This window comes from Flavobacterium ardleyense (genome assembly GCF_033547075.1).
In the GTDB taxonomy this organism is placed as follows: Bacteria; Bacteroidota; Bacteroidia; order Flavobacteriales; family Flavobacteriaceae; genus Flavobacterium; species Flavobacterium ardleyense_A.
The window spans coordinates 2,744,024-2,768,462 of record NZ_CP137891.1 but is presented as its reverse complement, the minus strand read 5'-3'; the positions used below and the strand labels follow the sequence as shown (position 1 = coordinate 2,768,462).

General features: G+C 35.4%; 22 protein-coding genes and 1 pseudogene. 19 read left to right on the top strand and 4 right to left on the bottom strand.

Going from position 1 to position 24,439, the window contains the following annotated elements:
• Window positions 1–73 precede the first annotated feature (73 nt).
• A complete protein-coding gene (locus SBO79_RS12070) occupies window positions 74–1,456 on the top strand; it encodes a nucleoside permease (RefSeq protein ID WP_318640647.1) in 1,383 nt (460 codons plus the stop codon).
• Between the two features lie 279 nt (window positions 1,457–1,735).
• Here SBO79_RS12070 and SBO79_RS12065 read toward each other — a convergent pair whose 3' ends face one another.
• Both SBO79_RS12065 and SBO79_RS12060 read right to left on the bottom strand, forming a co-directional pair.
• Window positions 1,736–2,143 (bottom strand): response regulator, encoded by a 408-nt coding sequence (locus SBO79_RS12065; protein ID WP_318640646.1) that lies wholly within the window; start codon window positions 2,141–2,143, stop codon window positions 1,736–1,738.
• Window positions 2,130–5,903, bottom strand: coding sequence for a PAS domain S-box protein (locus SBO79_RS12060; protein WP_318640645.1), 3,774 nt, complete (start codon window positions 5,901–5,903; stop codon window positions 2,130–2,132). Before SBO79_RS12060 ends, SBO79_RS12065 begins: the two co-directional genes overlap by 14 nt.
• Before the next feature lie 567 nt (window positions 5,904–6,470).
• Here SBO79_RS12060 and hisG point away from each other — a divergent pair.
• The 15 genes from hisG to SBO79_RS11985 all read left to right on the top strand — a co-directional run bounded on the left by hisG (window position 6,471) and on the right by SBO79_RS11985 (window position 18,590).
• Window positions 6,471–7,328 carry an ATP phosphoribosyltransferase gene (gene hisG / locus SBO79_RS12055; protein ID WP_318640644.1) on the top strand — a complete coding sequence of 286 codons (858 nt, stop codon included), beginning with the start codon at window positions 6,471–6,473 and terminating at the stop codon, window positions 7,326–7,328.
• Window positions 7,329–7,340: 12 nt separating this feature from the next.
• Entirely contained in the window at window positions 7,341–8,633 is a 1,293-nt protein-coding gene (hisD, locus tag SBO79_RS12050; RefSeq protein WP_318640643.1) for a histidinol dehydrogenase, read from the top strand.
• A complete protein-coding gene (hisC, locus tag SBO79_RS12045; RefSeq protein ID WP_318640642.1) occupies window positions 8,623–9,660 on the top strand; it encodes a histidinol-phosphate transaminase in 1,038 nt (345 codons plus the stop codon). The genes hisD and hisC overlap by 11 nt, the downstream gene beginning before the upstream one ends.
• Entirely contained in the window at window positions 9,653–10,744 is a 1,092-nt protein-coding gene (gene hisB, locus SBO79_RS12040) for a bifunctional histidinol-phosphatase/imidazoleglycerol-phosphate dehydratase HisB (protein ID WP_318640641.1), read from the top strand. Before hisC ends, hisB begins: the two co-directional genes overlap by 8 nt.
• Entirely contained in the window at window positions 10,741–11,319 is a 579-nt protein-coding gene (gene hisH, locus SBO79_RS12035) for an imidazole glycerol phosphate synthase subunit HisH (protein ID WP_318640640.1), read from the top strand. Before hisB ends, hisH begins: the two co-directional genes overlap by 4 nt.
• Entirely contained in the window at window positions 11,316–12,035 is a 720-nt protein-coding gene (gene hisA, locus SBO79_RS12030; protein WP_318640639.1) for a 1-(5-phosphoribosyl)-5-[(5-phosphoribosylamino)methylideneamino]imidazole-4-carboxamide isomerase, read from the top strand. The genes hisH and hisA overlap by 4 nt, the downstream gene beginning before the upstream one ends.
• Entirely contained in the window at window positions 12,029–12,784 is a 756-nt protein-coding gene (gene hisF, locus SBO79_RS12025; RefSeq protein ID WP_318640638.1) for an imidazole glycerol phosphate synthase subunit HisF, read from the top strand. Before hisA ends, hisF begins: the two co-directional genes overlap by 7 nt.
• The gene (gene hisIE, locus SBO79_RS12020) at window positions 12,781–13,365 is read left to right on the top strand and encodes a bifunctional phosphoribosyl-AMP cyclohydrolase/phosphoribosyl-ATP diphosphatase HisIE (protein WP_318640637.1); all 585 of its coding nucleotides are present in this window, start codon (window positions 12,781–12,783) and stop codon (window positions 13,363–13,365) included. The genes hisF and hisIE overlap by 4 nt, the downstream gene beginning before the upstream one ends.
• 99 nt (window positions 13,366–13,464) lie before the next feature.
• Entirely contained in the window at window positions 13,465–14,094 is a 630-nt protein-coding gene (locus SBO79_RS12015) for a Crp/Fnr family transcriptional regulator (protein ID WP_318640636.1), read from the top strand.
• A gap of 168 nt (window positions 14,095–14,262) precedes the next feature.
• Window positions 14,263–14,943: a type 1 glutamine amidotransferase domain-containing protein gene (locus tag SBO79_RS12010; RefSeq protein ID WP_318640635.1), complete on the top strand. Its 681-nt coding sequence runs from the start codon at window positions 14,263–14,265 to the stop codon at window positions 14,941–14,943.
• 361 nt (window positions 14,944–15,304) lie between these two features.
• The gene (locus tag SBO79_RS12005; protein ID WP_318640634.1) at window positions 15,305–15,889 is read left to right on the top strand and encodes a hypothetical protein; all 585 of its coding nucleotides are present in this window, start codon (window positions 15,305–15,307) and stop codon (window positions 15,887–15,889) included.
• 94 nt (window positions 15,890–15,983) lie between these two features.
• Complete coding sequence (locus SBO79_RS12000) at window positions 15,984–16,622, top strand: YczE/YyaS/YitT family protein (protein ID WP_318640633.1); 639 nt, start codon at window positions 15,984–15,986, stop codon at window positions 16,620–16,622.
• A 232-nt stretch (window positions 16,623–16,854) separates the two neighbouring features.
• Window positions 16,855–17,166 carry a transposase gene (locus tag SBO79_RS11995; protein WP_318640102.1) on the top strand — a complete coding sequence of 104 codons (312 nt, stop codon included), beginning with the start codon at window positions 16,855–16,857 and terminating at the stop codon, window positions 17,164–17,166.
• Complete coding sequence (locus SBO79_RS11990; protein ID WP_318643507.1) at window positions 17,145–18,062, top strand: IS3 family transposase; 918 nt, start codon at window positions 17,145–17,147, stop codon at window positions 18,060–18,062. Before SBO79_RS11995 ends, SBO79_RS11990 begins: the two co-directional genes overlap by 22 nt.
• Before the next feature lie 186 nt (window positions 18,063–18,248).
• On the top strand, window positions 18,249–18,590 hold the full coding sequence (locus SBO79_RS11985) for a DUF2853 family protein (RefSeq protein WP_318640632.1): 342 nt from the start codon (window positions 18,249–18,251) through the stop codon (window positions 18,588–18,590).
• A 179-nt stretch (window positions 18,591–18,769) separates the two neighbouring features.
• Here SBO79_RS11985 and SBO79_RS11980 read toward each other — a convergent pair whose 3' ends face one another.
• Together SBO79_RS11980 and SBO79_RS11975 are read right to left on the bottom strand one after the other, a co-directional pair.
• Entirely contained in the window at window positions 18,770–19,564 is a 795-nt protein-coding gene (locus tag SBO79_RS11980) for an anti-sigma factor (protein ID WP_318640631.1), read from the bottom strand.
• A 5-nt stretch (window positions 19,565–19,569) separates the two neighbouring features.
• Window positions 19,570–20,079: an RNA polymerase sigma factor gene (locus SBO79_RS11975; protein WP_318640630.1), complete on the bottom strand. Its 510-nt coding sequence runs from the start codon at window positions 20,077–20,079 to the stop codon at window positions 19,570–19,572.
• 466 nt (window positions 20,080–20,545) lie between these two features.
• On the opposite strand from SBO79_RS11975, the pseudogene SBO79_RS11970 reads away from it, so the two are divergent.
• From SBO79_RS11970 to SBO79_RS11960, 3 genes and pseudogenes are all read left to right on the top strand, one after another.
• Window positions 20,546–20,644: pseudogene (locus SBO79_RS11970) on the top strand (fasciclin domain-containing protein); the annotation flags it as partial.
• A 302-nt stretch (window positions 20,645–20,946) separates the two neighbouring features.
• Window positions 20,947–21,675 carry a ferritin-like domain-containing protein gene (locus SBO79_RS11965; protein ID WP_318640629.1) on the top strand — a complete coding sequence of 243 codons (729 nt, stop codon included), beginning with the start codon at window positions 20,947–20,949 and terminating at the stop codon, window positions 21,673–21,675.
• A 28-nt stretch (window positions 21,676–21,703) separates the two neighbouring features.
• Complete coding sequence (locus tag SBO79_RS11960) at window positions 21,704–22,528, top strand: ferritin-like domain-containing protein (RefSeq protein WP_318640628.1); 825 nt, start codon at window positions 21,704–21,706, stop codon at window positions 22,526–22,528.
• The last annotated feature ends 1,911 nt before the right edge of the window (window positions 22,529–24,439 follow it).

Below are 24,439 nucleotides of genomic sequence, written 5' to 3'. Positions count from 1 at the left end.
TAAAAAACGCTAACTTCCATATTATAAGTAAATTTGCATCCACAAAACTTCTTTTTATAATACCTGAAACATAATGAATATAAAGAATCGGTTAATCTCGATGAGTTTCCTCCAATTTTTTGTCTGGGGAGCATGGCTTATAACTATTGCAAATTGTTGGTTTGGAACAAAAGGTTGGGAGGGAACACAATTTGGATTGGTTTTCGGTACTATGGGAATCGCGTCGCTATTTATGCCGACAATCACCGGAATTATTGCCGATAGATGGGTTAATGCCGAAAAACTTTATGCAGGACTACATATTTTATATGCAGCAGTTTTATTTTATATTCCACAAGTAGATAACCCTACAGACTTTGTATATATTATGCTGTTGGCAATGTGCTTTTATATGCCAACCATTGCGTTAAGTAACTCAATATCTTACACGGTTTTAAAAAATAGTGGGAAAGATGTTGTAAAAAATTTCCCCCCAATACGGGTTTGGGGTACCATAGGATTTATAGCAGCAATGTGGCTTACAAACTTAACAGGCAGTAAAGCGACGGAATTTCAATTTTATATTGCAGGAGTTTCTGCTTTACTTTTAGGTCTCTATTCACTAACTCTTCCAGCCTGCAAACCGCAAAATCTGACCAAAGAAGATTCTTCATGGTCAGAAACTCTTGGTCTTGGCGCATTCAAGCTTTTTGCAGATTATAAAATGCTGCTTTTCTTTATTTTCTCTATGTTTTTGGGTGGAGCTTTGCAATTAACGAATGCTTACGGCGATGTTTTTCTTGACGAATTTAAATTTTTTCCAAAATATGCATCTTCATTTGTGGTAGAATATTCGACCATAATCATGTCGATTTCTCAAATTTCTGAAACGCTTTTTATATTAGCGATTCCCTTTTTTCTAAAGCGCTTTGGAATTAAACAGGTAATGCTAATTAGTATGCTGGCCTGGGTTTTGAGATTTGGCTTCTTTGCCTATGGAAATCCAACCGATGGATTATGGATGATTGTTATGTCTTGCATAGTGTACGGGATGGCTTTTGACTTTTTTAATATTTCAGGTTCATTATTTATCGAAACTACAACCGATGCAAAGAATCGTTCCTCTGCTCAAGGATTGTTTATGATGATGACTAATGGTTTTGGTGCTGTCCTAGGAAGTTTTACCTCTGGATGGGCAATTGATAAATATTTCACCAAAACCTTTACAAATACTTCAGAAATTGCGGGCTTTTTGGAAACCGAAGCAACCAATTCAACTTTATTGAACTTTATCAAAGAACAAGGAACTCAAATCGCAGCAAATGGCGCATTTGACAATCCTATTTTGATGAAGGATTGGCACTCTATTTGGCTTTCTTTCGCCATCTACTCACTAATAATAGCTATAGCATTTGCGATAATGTTTAAGCACAAACACGATCCGGAAGCTATAATGGAAGTGGCTCCTAATCTTTAAACTTCGATGGTAAGAGGAAAATTTAAAAGACTAGAATTTCTAGTCTTTTTATGCATCTAAATGCGCGTAATTTTAGAAAATTTAAAATCAGGAGAATAGCAATCTCTGAGTTAATATTCCGAACAGCATTTTTTTTTAAAAATTGATAAATCTATCGCTACAAATCACTAAAAATGTGATGGGAAGTGGTATTTCAATGTGGCCAAGAAATTTTGCACTGCTTAAATCTGTTTATTTTTTAATGCAATAGGATTAAAAGGATTTCATTTTTATAATGGATTAGTCAATATTGCGCTGCAATTCAAGTAAAAGATCATGTATGACCGACAATGAAAATGGTTTTATGATATAATCATTTACAATTTCATAATTCTTAGCTTTCTCAATATCGCGACTATCCACTGAAGAGCTGACGATATAGATCGGAATTCTCTCGGTATTTGCAATAGTTGCAAATTCATCCAGAAACTGCCATCCATCCATAATTGGCATATTCAAATCGAGTAAAATTACATCCGGAATATTCGTATTTGACTTTAATTTATAAATTATGTCTTCAAATGCTTCTTTTCCATTTTTATAAATTAGAAAATTGAGAGATGCCTGCACTTTTTCCATTAACTTTTTTGTCCCGAATCTAAAGATTGGATCATCATCAATAATGCAAATTGTATTAATTGTTTTCATTTTTGAAATAAATTGTGAATGTACTTCCCACATCGGGTTTACTTTGAACGGATATACCGCCGTCCATAGCTTCTAACTGATTTTTCGTCATAAACAAACCAATTCCCCGAGCGTCTTTATGCTCGTGAAAAGTTTTATACATTCCAAAAATCTTCGAACCACATTTTTCAAGGTCAATTCCTAAACCATTATCAATAAAATTCAGATTAGTACGACCATTTATTCGTTCCGCCACTATTTTAATAATTAAAGGTCGCTCATTTGATCGGTATTTAATTGCATTCGTTAATATATTTAATAAAATGCTATCAAGATAAGACGGAATAGCATAAACCATCAAATCTTCACTGACGTTGATTATAATTTTACCATTTATCTGACTGATTGTAGCTTGTACATTCTCTAAGGCCCTCTTAACCCGTTTTTGTAAATTTTGTGCTACAAGAGTGTTTTTTATTAAATTTTGAATTTCAACAATTTCACTCAAATGAGAGACAGTTTCACTCATATTAGTTGCCGCTGACTTCATATGTTCAAATAATTCCTGATTGATCTTCTGTTCGTTGTCAATTTCACTTAATTCTAATAACATCATCAAATTTCCTGTGTGAGATCTTAAATTGTGCGACACAATATGCGCATAATTTTGCAGCCGATTGTTATGTTCCTTTAAACTTTCTGTTAACATTTTCTTGTCTGTTATATCAGTCACTAAGACTACATAATGCGTGGTTTCGCCTTTGTCACTTTTAACAGCAGACATCGACAAAATTGCCCAAATTATATTTTTATTCTTATGATAATATCTTTTTTCCTGCTCAAAACTATCGCGTTTGCCACTTGCGAGCTCTTCAATCAAAAGAGTCGTAATCTCGGCATCGTCGGAATTTGAAAGGAACACTTTGTCGATTTCTATTAGCTCCTGCATTGTATAACCCAATGTTTCGCATAGAGATGGATTTGCTCGAACTATCCGACCTTCGAGATCTACTAAAGCCATACCCGTGGAAGCATACCAAAAACTCTGACGAAATTCTTGCTCTCTAAGCTGAATTTCCATCTGAGCAAGTTTAATTTCATGTATATCCTGCACTAGTCCATGCAATAAATTACAACTACCATTTTCAAAATTAGAGATTGCGATTATCCGCATCCATCGCAGACCAGAAGATGTTTTTAGTTCGAGCTCAATATCAAAATTATTGCCTTCTTTTAGGGCTTCACCAATTAACTTATTTATATGTTTTTGATCATCTTCAAAAATAAAATCATTCAAAAGTCCGCACCCATATGAGGTACCATTCTCATTTGTACCTAATAGAGAATGAAGATTTTTGCTCAAAAGTAGCAGTAGGGTTCTAGGGTTATATTCCCAAGATCCAATTTTTGCGACCTCATTGGATCGATCAAGAATTTCTTTATATTTCTTTAAAAGTAATTCATTGGTTTTTGATTTGGTGATATCTATCACTTGAGCTACCATATGTGTAAAATGGTCATAATCGTTTCGTACAGCAGATACTGTAACATTTGTCCAAATGATATGTTTATCTTTATGAAAAAAGCGCATTTCTGTATTAAAATGTGTGGTAGTACCACTTATAAGCTCCTTCATTCTAATAATGTTATCTTGGAGGTCTTCGGGCAGAGATAGATCTTTAATTCTCACATTCTGCATTTCTTGAATTGTATATCCAAAAATTTCGCAAATACTCTGATTTACTTTATAGGGTTGTCCATCAAAATTTATTAAAGCTATACCAGCATTTGCGTAATTAAAAGTGGTCCGCCATAACTCTTCTTTAGCAGCACTATCATGTTGAGCTTGCTTTAGGTCATTGATATCCTGTATTAATCCGTACAACCGTTGACATTTGCCATCATAATATTCTGAAATTCCAACCATACGAACCCACTTATAGACTCCGTGAAAATCCTTTACTCTTACTTGAATGTCGAAGTTTTTACCTAATGCTAGCGCATTTTTAATTGTATGATTAATGAGCTCTTTATCCTCATCCGCAATTAGATGCTCAACAGAATTTTCAAACGTAGGTGCACTGTCTTCTCGAGTGTTTATAATACTACGCAGAGACGCACTCCAACTTACAGTACCGTCCTCAACATCAATCTCCCATGAACCAATTTTTGCTACGTAATTAGAGCGTTCCAAGAGAGCTTTATAGTTTATTAAAAGCAGCTCGTCTCTTTTCCTTTCTGAAATATCTTGTATCTGTGCAACAAAATTGGTAATCTTTCCTACCTCATTTTTTATTGCAGACACCGATACTTGTGCCCAAATTATCGAACCACTTTTATGGATATATCGTTTATCTACCTTAAAACTTTCGCATTTTCGATTCAGTAATGACGCAATCAGTCCATTTGTAACATTTTTATCCTCAGGAAACGAAAATTCCCTAAGTCGCCTACCGATCATTTCAAGTTTATTATAGCCAAAAATTGTACATAGATCACTATTTGATTGGGAGATTTTTCCCTCTAAATCTGTGATTGCCATGCCGAAAGGTGCATAAAAAAATGTCTTCTTAAATAATTCATCCTTTAGCGCAAGTTCTCTATTTGCGATTTTTCTCTCAGTTATATCTTGTAAAAAACCATAAAATCGAGTGCACTTACCTGCAATAAATTCCGAAAATCCTCTAGCGCGTATCCAAACATTCTCACCTTTTCTGTTAGTAGCTTCAACTTCAATGTCATAATTAATACCACGCTCAATTGCACCAGATACTGCATCAAGCATTTTCTGCCGGTTTTCACCCTCATTTATAAATTCAATGCTGTACTCGTAAGAAGGTTCAAAAGAAAGTGGAATGCCATAAATTTTCTTTAATTCGTCGCTAAAATAAACTTCATTGGTTGCCAAATCTACCTCCCAAATTCCAATTTGAGCAGCTTTGTTCACCTGCGGAATCAAATCTTCATATTTTAGAGAGTTTTCTTCTCTATTTTTCCTCTGAGTAATGTCATAAACTATTCCGCCCAACCATTCTGCTTCTTGCTCCTGAGAAAAACTAATAACTTTTCCAACAATAATTATCCAAATATAATGGCCAAATTTATGTTTTAACCGAATCTCGTATCGGACATCTGGTAGTTTATTATCAATATGATCGTCAAAAAGTTGCTGCAATTTAGCGCCCTCTCCCTTGCTTGAAAAGGCTAGCCAAAAATCACTTTTTGGATCTTCGATTTCTGAAACGGTGTAGCCAATTATTTCAGATAAGTGGTTGCTCCAAATTTTTTCACCGGTCTTTAAATGATATTGCCAAGTTCCCACCGAGGCTGCATTTAGAATTTCATCAGTCCTTTGGTATCTAATAATTTCATCAATTTCAGAAACTTTTGAGCGCTGAATGTCTCTAAAACCTGCGAATAGTAAGTGCAAATTTTCATCATTGCTCGGTGCTGAATATACCTGACACTGCATCCAAACAAAAGCGCCAGATTTAATTAAAACCTTCAAGTCCTTTGTCTGTGCTATTTCTGCGTTTTCATCCTTGACCGAAAGCATATCAAGAAAAATTGCAATATCATCAAACGTGAAAATATCTCCCAGTTCAAGTGCGGAAGTTGCCTCGTAACCAAGTCGAATTTTAAATTTTTCACTAAAATGAAATTCGTTAAAATGAAACTTTTCACAGTAGCAAAAACCATCATATAACGCAGACTCAAATAATTGATAGTGAGCTGCATTAGCGCCTGTAAAATGTTCTGGATTTAACTGTATTTTTACCAAATTATGGGATTATAAAGTATTTTATATCAGATTAAAGATAGTTTTTTTTAACAATTATTAGCGAAAATACTTAAACATAATATATAAAGCCAATAAGATCCGTCAATAATAATAGTGCCATAATTTCAATAATAACGATTTTTTGGGCACGTCCCCCGCCATAATATTTCTCTTTAAATACAACCAAGAGGTGGCGGGGGTCGGGTCGTCCACTGTATCTTTGCTGCCAGAACAATTATCTAAATATTCAAATATCTCAGTGGCAGCAAAGGATGCCGTTCCCACCCCTCGTGCAAAATCGTCTTCGATTGAAATCCATCTTTTCCAAAATAAATCATAAATAATTTTCGAATTCTAGATTTATAAAGATTTAGTTCTACTTTTGACAATTCAAAATAACAACTATGTTCAATCAAGTACATCATCATCATCATTCTTGCACTCAGGCGAGGTGATCGTGATATGTAGTTAACTATACAATCTAATCCCGTTTGAGTAAATCAAACGGGATTTTTCTTTTCTGCCATTTTCCGCGCACCGATTTACTCAAGCATTCAACAAAAAAAAATGAGTAAATTAAAAATTGCAATTCAAAAAAGTGGTCGATTAAGCGAAAATTCTCTTCGTCTTATTCAAGAATGCGGAATCAAAATTCCAAACGGCGGTGGTAAATTAATAACCGAATCAACAAATTTTCCTGTCGAAATCTTATTTCTAAGAGACGATGATATTCCGCAATATGTCGAGCAAAAAGTCGCGGATATTGGAATTATTGGCGAGAATGTTTTAATAGAAACTAGAAAGAACCTAGTTGTAATTCAGAAATTAGGATTTTCTGCTTGCCGTTTAAGTTTGGCGGTTGCCAAAGAAGTTGATTATAAAGACTTAAGCTACTTTAACGGTAAAAAAGTCGCGACTTCCTATCCAAGTATCTTAGAGGACTATTTCCAAGAAAATAATATCAAAGCGACGATCGAATTCATCTCCGGAAGTGTCGAAATAGCCACAGGAATTGGTCTGGCTGATGGAATTTGTGATATTGTTAGTAGCGGAAGTACGTTGTTTTCGAATGGATTAAAAGAGGTTGAGAAAGTGCTAAGCAGTCAAGCTGTTTTAGTTGCTGCAGAGAAATTAGATTCTGAGAAACAGCAAATTCTAGATAAGCTTTTATTCCGAATCAGATCCGTTCAAAAAGCAAAAGAAAGCAAGTACATTTTGCTAAATGCGCCCAATCAAAATTTAGAAAGAATCATCAAAATTCTACCTGGAATGAACAGCCCGACGATTTTGCCTTTGGCTCAAGAAGGCTGGAGCAGCTTGCATTCGGTAATTTCCGAAGATAAGTTTTGGGATATAATCGAAGAATTAAAAGGCGCCGGTGCCGAAGGAATTTTGGTTGTTCCAATTGAAAAAATGATTCTCTAATAAATGTCAGTTATGAAAATATATAAAAATCCAGCACAAGAAGATTGGGAAGCTTTAAGCCAACGACCAAGTTTTAAATCTGAAGATTTGGGGAAAAAAGTTCAAGGAATTATCAATGAAGTTAAGAAGAACGGCGACCAAGCGTTAAGAGATTTTTCGCTGAAATTTGATGGAGTAAATCTTGAAGATTTGAAAGTTAATCCTTCAGAAATTGAAACTGCAAAAAATGAAGTTTCTTCCGAATTAAAAGAAGCGATTTCGATTGCCTCCGATAATATTCGAAAATTTCACAGTTCTCAAAAATCATCCGAAGCAAAGGTCGAAACAATGCCTGGAGTTCTTTGTTGGAGAGAAAATGTCGCCATCGAAAATGTAGGACTATACATTCCTGGCGGAACCGCTCCTTTATTTTCTACCATATTGATGCTAGGAATTCCTGCGAAGTTAGCAGGTTGTGGCCGAATTATTTTATGCACACCTTCCGATAAAAACGGGAAAATTAATTCAGCTATTTTATACACTGCTTCATCCCTTGGTATAACTGAAATTTATAAAATCGGCGGTGCTCAAGCAATTGCCGCAATGGCTTTTGGAACTGAAAGCATCAAGAAAGTGAATAAGATTTTCGGCCCTGGAAACCAATATGTGATGAAAGCGAAAGAACTGGTTCAGCAAAGTGGCGTTGCCATCGATTTACCCGCTGGTCCAAGTGAAGTTTTGGTCATTGCAGATTCTAATGCAGATCCAGAATTTGTAGCTTCTGATTTACTGAGTCAGGCCGAGCACGGCGCGGATAGTCAAGTGGTTTTGCTTACCAACGATAAATCTTTGCCGCAAAAAGTTAGTGAAGCGATTGAGCGACAACTTCAAGATTTACCTAGAGCTGAATTTATCAAGAAATCGTTGGGAAATAGCTTTTTAGTAGTTTTTAATTCGATTGCAGATTGTATTGATTTTTCTAATGTTTACGCGCCCGAGCACTTAATTTTGGCTATTGATTATCCTGAAAGTTATACCACTCAAATTCTAAATGCAGGATCGGTATTTCTCGGGAATTACAGCTGTGAAAGTGCAGGCGATTACGCCAGCGGAACTAATCATACTTTGCCAACAAGTGGTTATGCCAAAAGTTACAGCGGAGTGTCTTTAGATAGTTTTGTGAAGAAAATCACCTTCCAAAAAATCACTAAGAAAGGACTTCAAAATATTGGAAAAACCATCGAAGTAATGGCCAAAGCAGAGGAATTATTCGCTCACAAAAATGCCGTAAGCATTAGACTTAAAAAGATTATAAATGAAAAGTAATATTCAAAAACTAGTTCGGAATAACATCCTAAATCTTGCTCCATATTCGAGCGCTAGGGACGAATATACTGGAAAAGAAGGTGTTTTTCTGGATGCAAACGAAAACCCCTTTGGCGATTACAATCGCTATCCAGACCCAGATCAAACCGAATTAAAACAGCGTTTGGCTGAAATCAAAAAGGTTGATGCGAAAAAGATTTTTCTAGGAAATGGAAGTGACGAAGTTATTGATTTGGCTTTCCGAATCTTCTGCGAACCCAATCAAGATAAAGCGCTGACTTTTACGCCAACCTACGGGATGTATGAAGTTTCGGCAAATATTAATTCGGTCGAACTGATTAAGCTTCCGCTAAATCCAGAATTTCAAATCGACAGAAAAACTATTGAACCGTATCTTTTAGATGAAAATTTAAAGTTGATTTTTATTTGCTCGCCAAATAATCCAACTGGAAATTTAATCAAAACTGACGACATCAAATTTATTTTAGACAACTTCGGGGGAATTGTAATCATCGACGAAGCGTATATTGATTTTGCTGAACAAGAATCTTTTATAAAGGAATTAGAAAACCATCCCAACTTGATAATATCCCAAACTCTCAGCAAAGCGTGGGGATTAGCAGGACTTAGATTGGGAATTGCCGTAATGAACGAGGAAATTTTGTCCTATTATAAAAAAGTAAAATCACCTTATAATATCAGTTCAGTCAACCAAAAGGTTGCTTTGCAAGCACTTTCTAATGAAAAGGAATTTCAGAATAATGTGACTATTATTTTACGAGAGAAATCTAAGCTGATTAAAGAGCTTCAATCCTTAAAAATAGTTCGAAAAATATATCCTTCAGATGCGAATTTCATTTTAGTGGAAGTAAATAATGCCAACGAAGTTTATTCCAAATTAATTTCGAAACAAATCATTATTCGCAATCGAGATTCGGTAATCAAAAACTGCATCCGAATCACCGTCGGATCTGCTGAAGAAAATCAAAAATTGTTCAATGCCCTAAAACTAATTTCAAATGACTAAAAAAGTATTATTTATAGACCGCGACGGGACAATTATTATAGAGCCCGAAGATTTTCAGATTGATAGTTTTGAGAAATTAGAATTTTTGCCAAATGCTATTTCGAATCTCGCTCGCATCGCTAAAGAACTTGATTACGAATTAGTAATGGTGAGTAATCAAGATGGTTTGGGAACGGATTCTTTCCCCGAAGATACATTTTGGCCAGTTCAGAATATGATTCTGAAAACCTTGGAAAACGAAGGAGTAAAATTCGCTGATATTTATATCGATCCATCATTTGAATACGAAAATAAGCCAACTCGCAAACCCGAAACAGGATTGCTCGGAAAGTACATTTATGGGAATTATGATCTTGCAAATTCCTTTGTAATTGGAGATAGATTGACCGACGTGAAACTTGCGGAAAATCTTGCGTGCCAGTCAATTTTTATCAGTGCTGATAAATCACAAAATGCGACTTTGACCACGATGGATTGGAATGAAATCTATCGATATCTAAAAGGAGTTCCGAGAATTGGAAAAGTGAATCGCAAAACTTTGGAAACGGATATTTTAGTAGAAGTGAATTTGGATGGAAGCGGGAAATCGTCAATTGATACAGGTTTGCCATTTTTTGATCATATGCTTGAACAAATTTCGAAACACGGAAATTTAGATTTAAAAATCAAAGTTTATGGCGATTTACAAATTGATGAGCACCACACAATCGAAGATACTGCAATTGCTTTAGGTGATGCTTTTCTGCAAGCTTTAGGGACAAAAAAGGCGATTGATAGATATGGTTTTCTGTTGCCAATGGACGATTGTTTGGCTCAGGTTGCAATTGATTTCGGCGGTAGGCCTTGGCTGGTTTGGGATGCAGAATTCAAAAGAGAAAAAGTTGGAGATATGCCAACCGAATTATTTTCGCATTTTTTTAAATCTTTTAGCGATCAGGCGCGATGCAATTTAAACATCAAAGTTGAAGGTGAAAATGAACACCACAAAATTGAATCAATCTTTAAGGCTTTCGCGAAAGCGCTAAAAATGGCCGTTGCAAAAACGGAGAATTTCAACATTCCAAGTACAAAAGGAACATTATGATAGTGATTTTAAAATACAATGCAGGCAATGTGACTTCGGTTGAAAATGCGGTTAAAAAACTTGGTTATAAAGTTGTGATTACGGACGATGTTGAAATTCTAAAAACTGCAGACAAAGTAATTTTCCCAGGCGTTGGAGAAGCAAGTTCGGCGATGAAATACTTGAGAGAAAAAGGATTGGATCAAGTGATTCGAGAATTAAAGCAACCAGTTTTAGGAATCTGTTTGGGAATGCAGTTGATGTGCAATTCTTCTGAAGAAGGCGCAACTCAAGCCTTAGGAATTTTTAATACCAAGGTGTTGAAATTTCCGCCTCAAGGATTAGTTCCTCAAATGGGTTGGAATAATTTTACTTCAATAAAAGGTAAATTATTCAAAGGAATAGCTTCAGATGACAATTGCTACTTTGTGCACAGTTATTACGCCGAAATTTGTCCAGAAACCATTGCGGTCAACGACTATATCCTGCCCTTTAGCGTAGCTTTAAACAGAGATAATTTTTATGCGACACAATTTCATCCAGAAAAATCGGGAGAAATCGGACAGCGAATCTTAAAAAACTTTTTAGAATTATGAGAATCATACCCGCAATTGATATTATAGACGGAAAATGCGTCCGACTCAGCAAAGGCGACTATTCCACCCAAAAAACTTACAGCGACAATCCATTAGAAATGGCTAAGAGTTTTGAAGATTTGGGAATTCAATATTTGCACGTGGTTGATTTAGATGGCGCCAAAGCCAAGCAAATTATCAACTACAAAACTTTGGAACAAATAGCTTCAAAAACCAATTTGATCGTTGATTTTGGTGGCGGAATTAAATCTGAAGCTGATGTTCAAATCGCTTTTAATTCAGGTGCAGAACAAATCACCGTTGGAAGTATTGCGGCACAAAAACCAGAATTAATGTTGGAATGGTTGCAGAAATATGGCTCGAAAAAAATTATTTTAGGCGCAGATTGTAAAGATCGAAAAATCGCCACCAATGGTTGGTTAGAATCTAGTAATCAGGATGTAATTGCGTTCATTCAGGAATATGAAAAGCGCGGTACAATTTATAGTATTGTGACCGATATTGAAAAAGACGGAATGCTTGCAGGGCCAGCATTTGAATTATATAAAGAAATTTTGGAATCGACGGAGAAGACAAAACTGATTGCCAGTGGCGGTATAACCACAATCGACGATGTTTTAAAGTTAATCGAATTGGGTTGCGAAGGAGCAATTATCGGAAAGGCGATTTACGAGGGAACAATCAATCTCAACATTTTACTGAAAACACTATGCTAAAGAAAAGAATAATTCCTTGTCTTGATATTAGAGATGGCCGAACTGTAAAGGGGATCAATTTCGAAAATATAATCGATGCTGGCGATCCAATCGAACTTGCAAAGCGGTATGTGATTGAAGGTGCAGATGAATTGGTATTCCTAGACATTACCGCGACTTTAGAGAAGCGAAAAACGCTGACTGAACTAGTGACGCGAATCGCTGCAGAAATCAATATTCCGTTTACAGTTGGTGGCGGAATAAATAGTATTCAAGACGCGAAGGAAATCATTGAGGCAGGTGCGGATAAGATTAGTATTAACTCCGCCGCAGTTCTGGATCCGCATTTAATTTCGGAAATCGCAAAAAACTACGGAAATCAATGCGTGGTGGTGGCGATCGATACAAAATTCGTCGATGGTGAATGGATGGTTTTTCGCAATGGCGGAAAAATCGCCACTAATCAGAAAGCGGTTGAATGGGCAAAAACTGCGGCAGAGCTCGGCGCGGGAGAGATCCTATTAACCTCAATGAATAACGACGGAACAAAAGATGGATTTGCTTGCGATATTACAAAACAGATTTCAGAAGCGGTTTCAATTCCCGTGATTGCTTCGGGTGGTGCTGGAACTATGCAGCATTTTGCAGATGTTTTCCAGCAGACTAAAGCAACCGGAGCTTTGGCGGCAAGTGTTTTTCATTTTGGAGAAATAGCCATTCCCGACCTCAAACAATTTTTAGATACCCAAAATATCCCAGTCAGATTATGAAACCAGATTTTACAAAAACCAACGGATTAATTCCTGTAATTATTCAAGATTCAAGTACTTTGCAAGTTTTGATGCTCGGCTATATGAATGAAGAAGCTTTCGCCAAAACCAATACGGACCAAAGAGTTACTTTCTTTAGCAGAAGCAAAAATCGTCTTTGGACCAAAGGCGAAACTTCAGGAAATTTTCTGAATGTAGAAAGTATAAGTTTAGATTGTGACAACGATACGATTTTAATCACCGTAAAAGCTGAAGGTCCAGCCTGCCATACCGGTTCTACATCTTGTTTTAATACTGAAGTTTCGACAAACTTCCTTTATAAACTAGAGCAAACCATTCACGATCGAATTGATCAAAACGATCCGAAATCCTACACTAATGAATTGTTCAAACGCGGAATTAATAAAGTCGCGCAGAAAGTTGGTGAAGAAGCGGTTGAATTGGTGATCGAAGCAAAAGATGACAATGCCGACTTATTTAAAAATGAAGCAGCCGATTTATTATACCACTTTTTAATTTTGCTAAAAGCGAAAAATTTTAAATTGAAAGATATTGAGGAAGTTTTGGTGGGGCGATCGTAGGAGATTTATAGATTAAAAAAATTTAAAAGGTAATTCACCCCGCAGAAATTCGAATGTTTTTCTGACCTTTAGATAAATCTTATTTAAATGCCCAAGTCAATGCAATTTTCCGAAAATCAAGAAAAAGAATACTCACTTTCAGGAAGTAAAGATGCCACGAATATGATAGCTGCAATATTTAAAAATGTGCCGTTGTCGGAAGAGGATTTGGACTTGATCGCTTCAAAATTAGAGAGAATTGAGCTTAAAAAAGGCTTGTCATTACTAAAGGAAGGCGATAAAGTTACCGATCAATATTATGTGGTTAGCGGTTGCCTTCGAACATTTTTTATCGATGACTCGGGCAAGGAGCACACTGTTCAATTTGCAGTTCACGATTGGTGGATTAGTGATTATACAGCTTTTTTCGCAGATGGAATTGCGATTTTAAATATCGAAACAATTCAAGATAGCCTACTTTTCCGAATGTCGAAAATTGATATGGATTCGCTGTTAGGACAAATTCCTGCTTTAGAAACTTTCTTCCGTAAGAAGATGGAAGGCGCTTTTGCAGGATTTCAGAAACGGATATTGGCAAATTTGTCACAATCGGCGTCTGAGCGATACAGTCATTTTATAGAGAGTTATCCAAACATAGAACAGCAAGTCAAAAACTATCACATTGCTTCTTATTTGGGTATTACCACCGAAAGTCTCAGCAGAATTCGCAAGGAATTATTTGAGAATTAGATTTCTTATCCTAGATCAATTTTTTAGAGATTTATATCTTGTAATTTTGTTCTTATAAAATTCTGAAATTTTAAATTTAGAATATAATCAATTGAAATTTAGATTATTGTTGTAGTTTTAAAAGTCTTTTGGATAGAAGATAGATTTAAAAAATTAAAAAAAATAACGATGAAGAAGGTATTATTTGTATTGACCAGCCACGAAGATTTAGGAAATACTGGCGAGAAAACAGGATTTTGGATTGAAGAATTTGCAGCTCCTTATTATCTATTAAAAGATAAAGGAATCTATGTTACTTTAGCTTCACCAAAAGGTGGACAACCGCCGATAGATCCAAAAAGTGATGCACCCGATGCTCAAACTCCAGCAACAATCCGTTTTAAAAGCGATGTTGAAACTCAAAAAGTATTGTCTCAAACGCACATGTTATCAGTAGTAAATCAAGCAGATTACGATGCTGTTTTCTATCCAGGAGGTCACGGGCCACTTTGGGATTTGGCAGAAGACAAAGATTCGATTGCTTTGATTGAGAGCTTTATCAAAAATAATAAAACCGTAGCTGCAGTTTGCCACGCACCAGCAGTTTTTAGACACACTAAAAATGAAAATGGTAAGCCATTAGTTGATGGCAAAAAAGTTACAGGCTTTACAAATACTGAAGAGGAAGCTGTTCAATTAACGGATGTCGTTCCGTTTTTAGTTGAAGATATGCTAAAAGCCAATGGCGGAATTTACAGCAAAAAAGGCGATTGGGAATCGTATGCTGTTGAAGATGGTTTATTAATTACAGGTCAAAATCCAGCTTCATCAGAAGCAGTTGCTGAAATATTATTGAAGAGATTGTCTTAAAATTTTTCAACTTTATAAACATTAAAATCCTGCTTGAATTTTCAAGCAGGATTTTTTTGTTTAAAGCAAATTGAGGAATAACGCTTAATAATCTTTAATCATGTCTCCGGAATATGTTATTAAAGGCCATTTGCATAAACTTCGTTTTATATAAAAGTTAAAATGCAGAGAAAAAATCAGAAGAATTTATGCCTATATTTGGATTGGACGATTAAGTAGAAAATAATTATTTTTTAACTTCTACTCAAACTTAAATCTCCGATTATTATGAAGAAAGCTTTACTATTTTTTATCTGCATGCCAAATATCTTTTGAATTAACTAGGTAAATTGCTTAAAAGACTTTAATAAAACTGCACTATATGTTCTATCCAATAATGATTATTATAGGCTTGCTCATATTCGTTCCTATTGCAACTGCATATTATTACGATTATAAATCGAACCCCAAAGAGTTTCGTTTTTCACCAAAAAAAGTTGCATCAAAAATTTTTCAATTTGCCACAATTATGCTTGTCGTATTTCTGCTAGGTATTTTGTGGGAATATGCAGTTCCCTTAAATCAGAAACATGGAGTGGAATTTAATGCTGAACGCAAGGCAAAAAATATTCCACCATTAGATAAAGACTGGAATTTTGAAAAACAAACTTCAAGTCAGTTTACAAAAGTGTACCTCAATCCAAAGGCTGAGGAAAAACATTTTAAAAAAGTAATTGAGTACAACTATTCTGACAGTATTTCCGAAACAGATTATTACAAAGATGGTTCAGATTTGGATAATGTTGTCTGGTCCACTTATGATTTTCAAAATAACACTTTCAAATATTTCTCAGAAAAGCCAGCGGAACAAATCGTCTCAGTAAATAAAGCCGGGAAATTTTATTATAATGAGGTGACGAAAACTACTCAAATTTCTAAAACTGATTTTCATGCTTTTATAAAATAATATATCATTATTCGATATTTTAAATCAACCAATTGACTTTAGAAATCTGAGGCATTTTTCGTAATTTGCACTTTAAATTTTCCCAAACTCACATATGGAAGTTCAAGCCCAAAAATCTTCACATTCAGCATTTATTCGTTATTCATTTTTCTTTAGTGGTCTTATATTTTTTGGACTTGGAGTGGCCTTCTCGGTCAAGGTTAAATATTTGGGACTACATCCCTGGGATGTGCTGAACGTGGCACTATTTGAACATTTTGGTTTTAGTATTGGCACTTGGAGTATTGTTATCGGATTAATACTGATTGGAGTTTCATTGCTAGTTCGCAAAAAATATGTAAATATTGGCACTTTTCTAAATGCTTTACTCATTGGTCCAATTATGGATTTATTTCTTTGGCTAGATATTTTGCCCGATGCTACAAACAATTGGACAGATTATTTGTTGTTGCTTATAGGTATTTTATTGATTGGAATAGGTGGCGGAATGTATGTTGCTGGTGGAGTAGGTGCTGGACCGCGTGACGGATTTATGCTTTCTATTTCCGAACGTACAGGACTTTCTGTGGTCAAAGCTAGAATTCTGGTTGAAAGTATTGTACTAGCGATCGGATTTCTGCTTGGCGGGCCTATCTTTTGGGTCACTTTTGTATATACGTTAATTCTGAGTCCGATTTTTCAATTTTCATTGAAGTTCTTTACGCGTTTGCGAACCCAATTGGAGCAGAAATAATGGGTATTGGCCTCTTCTGATAACAGAAAAACATATATTGAAATACGTAGCAACAAAATTGCTAACAATAATCGAATTTGTGATAACTGTCTAAAATATGCACCCAGTCATGTTTAATTTCTGAGTTACAAAACTAGACGTGGTAATATCAAAAATAAAATGATTGCCAGTTAGTTTAGCCCCCGATAAGTTCGGAGTGTTATTTTAAATTTCAAACTTATATATTTGAGATATGAAATACAAGAAATGGACTTTAGATCAGAAGCTAGAAATATTAGCTAGTTCAGAAGAAATAGGTATTGTGGAGGCTTGCCGCAAATATGGCGTTAGTACAGGTACTTTATATAATTGGAAGAAAAAGCATGAGCATAAAGGAGAGGCTGGCTTAAAAGTGACATACGATACTAAAACGAAGGAGCATAAAGAAGTGGTTGAGGAAAATCGTATTCTGCGTAAGCTCTTAAGCGATCGGGAAATTGAGTTGGAAGTACAAAGAGAGCTTTTAAAAAAAAAGTTTGGGACATCCGATCCAAGAAAGATTTAGTAGACATTATCTATGCGAAGTATAAATGTAGTAAAGCTAAAATCATAAAGATGGTAGGCATAGTTGCCAGTAGCTATTATAGGAAGCCTAGCCTTGGTCGAAAAGGAAATACTGCCACAACAACCACTTTTCATCAAACTAAAGGTTTTGTAAGCCAGTGCGTGGTTGTAAAGTCTATTAAAAAGATATTAAAACACGAATTTATAGACTGTGGTTATCGACTGATGACTAGCTACTTAAAAAGAGATGGCTACAAGATAAATCATAAAAAACTATACCGAATTATGAAAGAGGAAGGTCTATTAAAACTCGAGAATAGAATTAGTAGAAGTGGTTCTGGTCGTAAATTCGTGAAGTTTAGAAAGGTTTATACCTCGAGACCTTTGCAATGTCTAGAGATGGATATTAAAATGGTGTGGGTGCCAAATGTTGGTAAAAATGCTTATTTACTATCTATAATTGATGTTCATACTAGAAGAATTTTAATAGATTATTTTTCTTTCACTATAAAACAAAATCATGTTATAGAATTGCTTTCACAACTCTTTGAAGACTATCAATATCCTGAAAGTGTCGTTATTAGAAGCGATAATGGAAGTCAGTTTATAGCTAAAAGTGTGCGCGAGTATTTAGGTTTGATAGGTGTCCAGCAGGAATTCACCCACGTTGCAACACCAGAAGAAAACGCTCATATAGAAGCTTATCATGGTATTCTAAAGAAAGAAGTATTCGCCAGGTTCGACTATCGCACGTTTGGAGAAATCGAGCAAATATTAAAACGATTTGTACCATTTTACAACAATCAAAGGCTTCACGGACTTTTAGGAAGAATAACTCCTATGGAGAAATGGAGCGCTGATAAACATCTAATTTTAATGAAAAAATTAACCGCATAATTAATAATCGAAATTTAGAATAATACTCTTGTTTTATAGGGGTCAAAACACCAGTCCTGCGCCAACGAACTAACATTATAAGGTACTTTATGACAAAATCTTTTAAATTTGTAGGCGGTTTATCGCTAATTATTTCTTAAATTTGAGTCATTTCAAATAGTAACCTAATTATTTTAAATCTTATATATGAGTGCAAGAGAAGAATTAATTCAAAAATATGCAGCAGATCTTAAAGACAAATGTGGAATAACTGCAGATATGGACTTATTGACAAAAGTCACAATAGGATGTGGACCTTCAATTTACAATGCAGACGCCTCGACAATTGCAGCTAGTCAACCAAAAGAGTTAGAAACTGTAAAAAAGAATTTTTTAATTAAGAAACTTGGCCTTACCGATGCAGACAAACTTGATGAAGGAATTGAAGCGGTTATGGAAAAGTATGGAAAATCTAATAGATCAAAGCATCGAGCAGTAGTATACTATTTGCTTACAGTTCATTTTAAGAAAGAAAGTGTCTACAATTAGGGATGTAAAGATTAATTTAAAAAGCGCTTACTTAAGCGCTTTTTTCATGCAGAAAATCCAGTAATTTTACTTTTTAATTGCTAAAAAAGCACAAAGAGATTTATAATTAGATTTTACTTGTCAGAGCGATTTGCTTTTATTAATCCTATCAGGGCTGTCAGAGATTTTAAAAAAATAATTTAACCCACCTTTCCCAAAACATACATTTGATCCATTGTTGGTGTAGGACTACCACCTTTATTCTCGAGCGTTATTGCAAAAGCTTGCGGATTCTGGACCGCTTTCATTGCTTGAAGTTTCTGCGAATTGTTATCATTGTACATTCCCAAATCAACAGGCGTACCGTCCACAATTGCCCAAAGTTGATATTCTTTACCCGCAGGTGTGGGTGGAAGATTGCCTACCTCTAAAAAAACTTGCTGATCTGCAGAATATAGGATTGTTGCAAGAAGTTCGGGATGTGTTTCGACTCCGAGTAATTTAATTTTTTCCGAATTAAGTAGAAGATTATTTTGCTGCTCTACGGCATCAATTTGCACTTTAAGCGCTTCATTATTTTGGGCAAGAGTTTCAATTTCGGTATTTTTTGATGTAGTATTCAATACATTCCAACCTAAACTCACCAGCAATATGATAGATGCGGCAATCATCCAAAAATTTGAGCTTTTGGATTTGCTGTCATTTATATTATAATTTGCGCTGTCCATCTTAATACTTGAATTACCTAAGGAACCAATTTCCTCCGGAATATCAAAATTTAATTTACTAGCGATTTTGTCTTTTAATTCTATAGAGGGTGCGACACTGTGTGCTAAAGCAAGATCACCCAAAGTTTCTTGAGCTTCTAAAATAGCTTTTTCTACTTCAGAATTGTGTTTCATTACACATTCTAAAATAGAAGCTTCTTCGGGAGTAGCAATTCCCAAAGCGTATTGCTCTATAATTCCTGACGATATGTAAGCCTTAATATCCAATTCTACTATAATTTAAATTCCTTTAATAATTTTCTAAGTTCAACAAAAGCTGATCTAGTTCTTGTTTTTACAGTACCCAACGGAATATTCATATTGTCTGATATCTCTTGTTGTGTATATCCTTCAAAATATGATTTGATTATAATATCCTTATAATCATCCTTCATTTTGTTTACAATATTTTGAATTTCATTAAAATGATCCGTTTGATTCACTGCGAGTGAACTGTGATTACTTACGAAATCTGGAATGCTTTGGTTTTTTAAATTATTCTGAAAATTTTTGGATTTTAATTTATCAATAGCACTATTGCGCGCAATATTAAGCATCCAAGTGTATAGAGTGCCTTTTGAAACATCATATTGTGCAGAAGAATTCCAAATTTTTACAAAAACATCCTGTAACACCTCGTCAGCATCATCTTTAAAAATAACTATACGTAAGATAACCCCATATAATGATGCAGAATAATTATCGTAGAGATAATTAAAACCGTTCACATTCTTATCTTTCAAAAGACTAATGAGTTTTTCTTGTGTAATAGTTTCTTTATACAAAATTATTTTTAAAAAAGGAATTGGTATCAAAAATAATATTATTACCCAACACCTTTCTTATATCATTTGTTTAAATAGTTACTTAATATATCGACGACATAAAAACATTTAGAGTAAAAGGTTATGTGATTTCTTTTTAAACACTTGTCCTCACAATAATTCAAAGATCATCTACTAACAAATATAATAGAAAAGTATTACAAAATAACATTTATATGTACGATATTAATCTTCAAGATAGATTTAATTAATAAAGTATTTTGTTCTGATATCGAGTAGCACTCAATCAGCAATCAAGTTAGTACTCAATACAATATAATTTGCTTCTATATATTAGCATGAGTATTAAATCGGATTTTTATTTATATTAATATTAACGCAAGAAATTAAAACCACAGCACATATATTGTCGTAATTAATTGATATAATTGATGCAAATGGAAATAATGCTCAAGTAACTATTGCATATGTTAATCAATCTAATGGAGTAATCCACGTGATTGATACAGTTCTAATACCGTAATTCATAGTGGTTTTTTTTGGTTAGAATGCCGCTCATTTTTGAGCGGCATTCTTTTTAGGAATATACCAACTCAAAAAATGCCATCCAAAAGCGAGAACAACAGTTACTTTCCTTCAGCACGCATTAAGTACACAGAGTGATAATAATGCAGTGAACATGAACTAGTTGTTCTAATTATTTAGAAAAAGTTCAAAATAAATGCATTTTTGTAAATCCAATACGGAATCTCTTTCGTAATTGTTACTATCGAGTTTCTATACTATTAAGGAATTTGACTTTGTCTAACCTAAAAAATTACTATTATGAAAAGCAATGTTTTAAAAGTGCATGCGCCACAACAGCCTTTCGCAAACAACAGACGACAATTTCTCAAATTGAGTGGTCTAGCTGTTGTAAGTTCTGGCTTACTCTTCGCTTGTAGCGATGATGATGACAACAATCCACAAAACCAAGGATTATTTGATCTTGGCAAAGGAGATTTAGGGGTTCTAAATTATGCTTACGCATTAGAACAACTAGAAGCTGATTTTTACACTAAAGTTGTAAATGGATCTTATTGGTCTACAGCAACGCAAAAAGAAAAAGAAGTATTACAAGATTTGTATTACCACGAAGTTAATCACCGCGATTTTTTTAGTGCCGCAATCTCTGCAGCAGTAGGCTCTAACACAGGAGCAAAGCTTCCAATCCTCACATTTGACTATTCAGGCGTTAATTTTAATGATAGAGATTCAGTTCTTGGGACCGCAAAGGTTTTAGAAGACACAGGAGTTGCTGCTTATAATGGTGCAGGTCGACTACTTACAAATCCGGATTATTTGGTAATTGCAGGTAAAATTGTTTCGGTAGAAGCGCGTCATGCTTCTGCAATCCGAACTCTAATTAATCCTACCTCTGTAGATTTTGCAGGAGATGATGTTGTTGATCCAGTAACAGGATTAGACCGCGCACTAAATCCCTCACAAATCCTAGCCGCAGTAGGCGATACAGGATTTATTACAACCAAATTTACAGCAAACTTTTTGCCGTAATCACTACTCACCTTAAAAAATAAACGATATGAATATTTTAAAATTTTTAGAGGAATTTACAAATGACAATATGATGTCAGAAGTTTCCTCCCGACGCGATGTTTTTGGAACTTTTGGCTCTCTGTCAAAAAAACTCGCTATAGCCGCAGTACCTTTTGGTTTAGCCACTGCTACTACTAAAACCTATGGAGCCGCAGCCGCTGCAGCTGCCGATCCGGTTGGAGCATTACAATTTGCACTTACGCTAGAATATCTGGAAGACGAATTTTATGACCTGGCACTTCAATCAGGGGTTATCACAGATAATAGAGATCAAGCTGTTTTTATGAAAATCTCGCAACATGAGCAATCCCACGTGACTTATTTGCAAACAGGTTTGAATGCCGCTGGAATTACACCAGTTTCAAAACCAACTTTTGACTTTACTGCAGGGGGACTTTTTGACCCTTTTAATACTGCAAATCCAAGTGCAAAAGCGCAACTATTTGCACTAGCACAAGCTTTTGAAGACACAGGAGTTAGAGCATACAAAGGTCAGGCAACCAATTTGCAAGGATCACCTTATCTTACTGCTGCATTGCAAATTCACTCAGTAGAAGCGCGCCACGCTTCAGAAATTCGAAGAATGAGGGGAGAAAAAGGTTGGATCACAGGAAATGAACGTGGAATTGGAATGCCAATGCAAACCCAAGCAACTTATAATGGAGAGGAAAATATTACCCAAGGCGGCGTAAATGTCACAACCTTAGGTACAGGACCAATCTATAGCGTTGCAGCATCTACTGAAGCTTACGACGAACCCTTAAGTAAGGATGCCGTTCTTGCAATTGCGAGTTTATTTATTGTTGGATAAAGATAAATTTACTTAGAATTATTAAGCTGCTCAATTTGGGCAGTTTTTTTTTGGCAGCTATTCCCGCTATACTCTCCAATCCGGCCTGGGCATTTGCCGTAGCAGTCGTCGGGCAAGGAGCTTCCGTTGGTCGCTCTTTCCCGCCGCTGCTACCAAAAGGCAAATCCCCACGCCGGGATTTCCGTTCCTATCGGGGCTGAAACGATCATATTCCAACAACATTAAGTTTTGAAATTCAGTCACACGATTAAAACTGCCGTAAAGCAATTGCATATTTTTTCGCTTGCACCTGAGGTCAACCAATATAGTTTCAATACATATTTCTCTCCTATATATAAGGTGTAGAATTACCACCTTAAAATTCAGTATCCATATTCAATCCTCAGTCCCAGAGGGAAGGCTTTACTGTACCCCAGGGTTTCAACCTGGAATTCGTGACGATTTTATAAAACGCATTATTTGCCAAGCCGCTAAATTCAAGATGATTTTTGTTTCCTATATATAAGGGACAAAATCACTATTAAAATTCCATATCCATATTCATTCCTCAGTCCCAGAGGGACGGCGTTATTGTAGCCCAGGGTTTTAACCCTGGGTTTAAAAAAAATGAAAAGCCATCCAAGTCCCATCGGGACGATTTTATAAACCACAAGTTTTGTAATATCTCGGTAATTAATTTGATTTTTCCAACAATGCTTATATATAAGGGACGGCTTTATTGTAGCCCAGGGTTTCAACCCTGGGTTTAATAATAGATGAAATACATCCAAGTCCCATGGGGACGATTTTATGAACCACAAGTTTTATAAGATTTCGGCAATTAATATGATTTTTCCAACAATGCTGATATTTAAGGACTAGAATTATTATTAAAATTCCATATCCATTTTCATTCCCCAGTCCCATCGGGACGACCGACATCATAGCCCAGGGTTTTAACCCTGGGAATTGGGATGGCATTATAAAACGCACAGTTTACCACGCCGCTAGATTTAGAATGATTTTCATGAGATTTTTGTTTCCTATATATAAGGGCTAGAATTACCGCCACTAAAATCCCACAGCCACATTCATTCCTTAGTCCCAGAGGGACGGAATAATTGTAGCCCAGGGTTTTAACAATGGGTTTAAAAAAATAAAAAGACATCCAAGTCCCATCGGGACGATGTTATAAACCACAATGTTTCACACGGCCAGATTTAAAATAATATTCGTAAGATTTTTGTTTCCTATATATAGAGACTATAATTACCCAAGAATTACAATCCCACATCCACCTTCATTCTTCAGTCCCAGAGGGACGGCTTTATTGTAGCCCATGATTTAAAGCCCGGGAATCGCGATGGCAATATTGTATAATAGGGTTTCAACCGTGGGTCTAGTGAAGATTTTATAAAACGCACAGTTTACCACGCCGCTAAATTCAAGATGATTTTTGTTTCCTATATATAAGACCATAATTACTAATAAAATTCCATATCCATATCCATATTAATTCCTTAGTCCCAGAGGGACGACTTTATTGTAGCCCAGGGTTTTAACCCTGGGTTTAATAATGGATGAAATACATCCAAGTCCCATCGGGACGACTTTATAAACCACAAGTTTTGTTGGATGCGACAATTAATGTGATTTTTCCAACAATGCTTATATATAAGGGACGGAATTATTATTAAAATCCCACAGCCCACATTCAATCCTCATTCCCAGAGGGACGGCATTAATGTAGCCTAGGGTTTCAACCCTGGGTCAATAACAATTAAAGGTTCATCCAAGTTCCATCGGGACGATGTTATAAACCACAACGTTACACACGGCCAGATTTAAAATAGTATTCGTAAGATTTTTGTTTCCTATATATAGAGACTATAATCACCCAAGCATTACAATCCCACATCGACCTTCATTCCT

What these genes read in the sequence shown, in the direction of transcription:
- SBO79_RS12070 (WP_318640647.1), top strand. Translation starts at nt 74, where the DNA reads ATGAATATAAAGAATCGGTTAATCTCGATGAGTTTCCTCCAATTTTTT.
- SBO79_RS12065 (WP_318640646.1), bottom strand. Translation starts at nt 2,143, where the DNA reads ATGAAAACAATTAATACAATTTGCATTATTGATGATGATCCAATCTTT.
- hisG (WP_318640644.1), top strand. Translation starts at nt 6,471, where the DNA reads ATGAGTAAATTAAAAATTGCAATTCAAAAAAGTGGTCGATTAAGCGAA.
- hisD (WP_318640643.1), top strand. Translation starts at nt 7,341, where the DNA reads ATGAAAATATATAAAAATCCAGCACAAGAAGATTGGGAAGCTTTAAGC.
- hisC (WP_318640642.1), top strand. Translation starts at nt 8,623, where the DNA reads ATGAAAAGTAATATTCAAAAACTAGTTCGGAATAACATCCTAAATCTT.
- hisB (WP_318640641.1), top strand. Translation starts at nt 9,653, where the DNA reads ATGACTAAAAAAGTATTATTTATAGACCGCGACGGGACAATTATTATA.
- hisH (WP_318640640.1), top strand. Translation starts at nt 10,741, where the DNA reads ATGATAGTGATTTTAAAATACAATGCAGGCAATGTGACTTCGGTTGAA.
- hisA (WP_318640639.1), top strand. Translation starts at nt 11,316, where the DNA reads ATGAGAATCATACCCGCAATTGATATTATAGACGGAAAATGCGTCCGA.
- hisF (WP_318640638.1), top strand. Translation starts at nt 12,029, where the DNA reads ATGCTAAAGAAAAGAATAATTCCTTGTCTTGATATTAGAGATGGCCGA.
- hisIE (WP_318640637.1), top strand. Translation starts at nt 12,781, where the DNA reads ATGAAACCAGATTTTACAAAAACCAACGGATTAATTCCTGTAATTATT.
- SBO79_RS12015 (WP_318640636.1), top strand. Translation starts at nt 13,465, where the DNA reads ATGCAATTTTCCGAAAATCAAGAAAAAGAATACTCACTTTCAGGAAGT.
- SBO79_RS12010 (WP_318640635.1), top strand. Translation starts at nt 14,263, where the DNA reads ATGAAGAAGGTATTATTTGTATTGACCAGCCACGAAGATTTAGGAAAT.
- SBO79_RS12005 (WP_318640634.1), top strand. Translation starts at nt 15,305, where the DNA reads ATGTTCTATCCAATAATGATTATTATAGGCTTGCTCATATTCGTTCCT.
- SBO79_RS12000 (WP_318640633.1), top strand. Translation starts at nt 15,984, where the DNA reads ATGGAAGTTCAAGCCCAAAAATCTTCACATTCAGCATTTATTCGTTAT.
- SBO79_RS11995 (WP_318640102.1), top strand. Translation starts at nt 16,855, where the DNA reads ATGAAATACAAGAAATGGACTTTAGATCAGAAGCTAGAAATATTAGCT.
- SBO79_RS11985 (WP_318640632.1), top strand. Translation starts at nt 18,249, where the DNA reads ATGAGTGCAAGAGAAGAATTAATTCAAAAATATGCAGCAGATCTTAAA.
- SBO79_RS11965 (WP_318640629.1), top strand. Translation starts at nt 20,947, where the DNA reads ATGAAAAGCAATGTTTTAAAAGTGCATGCGCCACAACAGCCTTTCGCA.
- SBO79_RS11960 (WP_318640628.1), top strand. Translation starts at nt 21,704, where the DNA reads ATGAATATTTTAAAATTTTTAGAGGAATTTACAAATGACAATATGATG.